General features: G+C 63.1%; 3 protein-coding genes. 1 reads left to right on the top strand and 2 read right to left on the bottom strand.

Going from position 1 to position 3703, the window contains the following annotated elements; translation table 11 throughout:
- The first annotated feature begins 113 nt into the window (after positions 1–113).
- Positions 114–1463: an aspartate aminotransferase family protein gene (locus QM588_RS25550; RefSeq protein ID WP_283317421.1), complete on the top strand. Its 1350-nt coding sequence runs from the start codon at positions 114–116 to the stop codon at positions 1461–1463.
- A 24-nt stretch (positions 1464–1487) separates the two neighbouring features.
- Here QM588_RS25550 and QM588_RS25545 read toward each other — a convergent pair whose 3' ends face one another.
- Both QM588_RS25545 and QM588_RS25540 read right to left on the bottom strand, forming a co-directional pair.
- Positions 1488–2468: a phosphotransferase gene (locus QM588_RS25545; protein ID WP_283317420.1), complete on the bottom strand. Its 981-nt coding sequence runs from the start codon at positions 2466–2468 to the stop codon at positions 1488–1490.
- A 417-nt stretch (positions 2469–2885) separates the two neighbouring features.
- The coding region (locus tag QM588_RS25540) for a biotin/lipoyl-containing protein (protein WP_283317419.1) at positions 2886–3703 on the bottom strand (818 nt) is incomplete at its 5' end.

Here is a 3703-nt window from a genome sequence, read left to right as displayed (position 1 = left end):
CTGAACCACAAAGACGACTGCGCCCACCGCAACCACCAGCAGTAGGCGCAGTCGCACAGGCCGAATTCACAACTGTAGACGCGATCGGGCCGCTACCACCGAGAGGATGTTCGATGACTACACCGCAGACCAAGACCGAGGGCACGATGCCCAACGGATTCGATCCCGCGAGTGTGGAATCGTTAGAGCCCGAACTGCGTTCGTTGGTCGAACGCAGACAAAGCGTCATCGCCCCGAGCAACCGGTTGTTCTACAGCACACCAGTCGACGTGGTGCGCGCCGAAGGCGTCCATTTGTACGATGCGCAGGGGAATCAGTACCTCGACGCCTACAACAACGTTCCCGCCGTCGGTCATTGCAATCCGCATGTGGTGGAGGCTATTTCGCGACAAGCCGCGACCTTGAACAGCAATACGCGATACCTCACACCCACGCTGATCGAATACAGCGAACGACTCCTCGCGACCCATGACCCAGCCATCGACCAGGTTCTGTATACCTGTTCGGGCAGTGAGGCCAACGATCTCGCCATCCGGATGGCCCGCTACGAAACGGGTGGCGATGCAGTCATCGTGACGTCCCACGCCTATCACGGGCTCACAGCGTCCATTGCCGAGATGTCGCCGACCCTAGGCCCGAACGTTCCCCTCGGGGCGACGACGGTGACGATCGAGGCACCGGACTACTCGAGCGGTGACGACGCCGAAACGGTCGGAGCCACGATGGCGTCTCGCGTGTCCGAGGCCATCAAACACCTCGAGCGGCATGGGATGCGGCTCGCGGCGCTCCTCGTCGACACCGTGTTCTCGAGCGACGGACTCATCACGAGCCCGCCCGGATTCCTCGCACCGGTTGTCGACGTGGTCCACAGAGCCGGCGGACTTTTCATCGCAGACGAGGTACAAGCGGGCTTCGGCCGAACCGGTGAAGCCATGTGGGGATACCAACGGCATGGGGTCGTACCTGATCTGGTGACGATGGGCAAACCGATGGCGAACGGTCTGCCGCTCGCGGCGGTCGCGACGCAGAGTCGACATGCGCTGAAGTTCGGGCGCGACATCCGGTACTTCAACACCGCGGCGGGCAACACCGTGTGCATCAGTGCTGCCAACGCGGTCCTGGACGTCTTCGAGACCGATGGAATTCTCGCGAACGTCTGCAACGTAGGACGGCAATTGCTCGAAGGCCTCACAGAGCTGACGCAGCGCTACGCCTGCGTGACGAGCGCGCGGGGAGCAGGACTGTTCGTCGCCGTCGATCTGGTCGACCCGGAGACCCAGCGACCGGCACCGATACTGGCGGCGTCGGTCGTCAATGGCCTGCGCAAACGGCGGGTATTGGTCAGCAACACCGGACCCTTCGAGAACGTCCTGAAGATTCGCCCACCGCTGGTCTTCTCGGCCGAGAATGCGCAGTACTTCCTGGTCCAGCTCGACGAGGTCCTCGCCGAGGCCACATCCTGACCCACCTCGGCCGGCGAGGACTGCTCAGACGCCGACCAGGTTGGACAGCTGCGCGGCACTCCATCCGATGTTGCGCGACAGGTACTCGGCGTTGTGGGGCATCGCCTCGCTGAGGTGCAGCGCCATCAGGAGTCGCTGGGTGATGCGCATCGACACCAGACCACGAATCAATTCGGACTCCGAGTCGGTCATGACGCACACCTCGCGGTACCCAGCGATCATGTGACGGGGTCCTTCCCATGGGTCGCCGTCGACAGCGACCTGAGAGGCCAACCCACTGGCCAGATCGGCGGCGCGCCACGAGTGCATGACATCACCCCAATCCAGGACTCCTTGAACGAAATCGTTCGATGCGGGATCGACGAGAATGTTGTCCACACTGAAATCGCCGTGCACCACTTGAGTTGGCAGGTCCCCGGCCGCAGGTACAAAAGTGGAGCCGTACCAATCGAACACCCGTCCCACGGCGGGTGAGTCTGCCAGTGGTCGCATGACGTCGAGTTCGTGGAAGTTCTGCAGGTCGTAGGCCAGGTGCCGGTCCGCTGCGTCGTGGTGAAAGTCGCTGAGGGCGTTGGCCATCCTTGCCAAGACTCGTCCGCATTGACGTAATTGGTTGGGGGAGGGTTGAACTGAGCGCAGCGCGCGTCCGGAGAGAAACGTAGTGACACGTACGATGCGTCTTTGACCGTCCGGCACCACCACACGGGGAAGTTGCTCACCGTCGGCAGAGGGGATGACGCGCTCGAGCGGTAGAAGGGGATCCCGCCGACTCGCGTGCAGCAAGGCCGCAGTCTGCAATTCGATGACGCGCGGCTGGTCACCCGGGTGGGCAATCTTGATCACGTAGCTGTCACCGAGGCGCGTAGTAGCTCGATACGTGTCGTCCCGTTCGGTCGGTAACCTCACCGGATCTTCGGCGGCCACGATTCCGTATACCGAGTTGATCAGTCTCCGTACCTGTTCGGCGCTCAACCGCTCGAACGATTCGGTGAAGGATGACGTCACCCCGGAACTATCGGGACGGATCATCAGTTATTTCCGAGCTGACCGAATACACGCAGCGATCGCAGATGCTGCACACGTATTGCGCGACAGGGTCGACTTCTTGCTCTGACGAGTTGCCGACGTTGTCTCGGGAACACCGTCTCCTGGAAGTGCCCAGTGACGCAACCTGGTCCAGATCCCGGGCCACCTCACCCGCATCACGCGCGGCGTAGACCGTGGTGACGTACGCGCCCTCATAGCCGTACGTGCGGGAGTCGCCGAACCCGCTGACACCGAAGAGCAACTGCCACCTACACCGACAGTCCCGGCACCAACGCGCCGCTGCTGTCGTCGGACGGACCCCGCACACTTGTCGACGTTCTGCGCTCATAGCTTTCGACATTGACGTGCTCCCTTCGTGCTGCTTTTCTCAGCAGCTCATTTGATTTCTGTGAGGACGGTGCCTTGGGTGATGGCGTCGCCTGCGGTGACGCTCAGGCCGGTGATGGTGCCTGCTTTGTGGGCGGTGACGGGGTTTTCCATTTTCATCGCTTCCAGGACCGCGATGAGGTCACCGACCTCGACGGTTTGGCCTTCTTCGACGGCGACTTTGACCACGGTGCCCTGCATGGGTGCGGTGACGGCGTCACCGGATGCTGCGCCTGCTCCGGCACCGCCACGGGTACGAGCTTTCGGTTTGCGCCGTACCGCACCGGCATTTCCGCCGTTGTTGCCGCCGAGGGTGAGCTCGCCGGGCAGGGAGACCTCGACGCGGCGGCCCCCGACCTCGACGATGATGGACTGCCGCGGCAGCAGTTCCTCGTCGTCGATCGGTTGGCCGGCGGTGAACGGGGGAACCTGGTTGTCGAATTCGGTTTCGATCCACCGGGTGTGCACCGAGAAGGAGTCGCCGTCACCGATGAACGCGGGATCGGAGACCACCGCAGCGTGGAACGGGATCACCGTCGCCAGGCCTTCGACGGTGAACTCGGCCAGCGCCCGACGCGAACGAGCGAGGGCTTCCTCGCGGGTGGCTCCGGTGACGATGAGTTTGGCGAGCATCGAATCGAACTGGCCACCGATCACCGAGCCGGATTCGACACCGGAATCGACGCGCACTCCCGGTCCGGAGGGGGCGGTGAAGGTGGTGACCGGGCCGGGGGCGGGCAGGAACCCACGGCCGGCGTCTTCGCCGTTGATTCGGAACTCGAACGAATGCCCGCGGGGTTCGGGGTCTTCGGTGATGGTCAGTTCTT

Source organism: Rhodococcus sp. IEGM 1354 (assembly GCF_030056855.1).
Taxonomy (GTDB): Bacteria; Actinomycetota; Actinomycetes; order Mycobacteriales; family Mycobacteriaceae; genus Rhodococcoides.
This window is presented reverse-complemented; position numbering and strand designations above follow the sequence as displayed.

What these genes read in the sequence shown, in the direction of transcription:
- QM588_RS25550 (WP_283317421.1), top strand. Translation starts at nt 114, where the DNA reads ATGACTACACCGCAGACCAAGACCGAGGGCACGATGCCCAACGGATTC.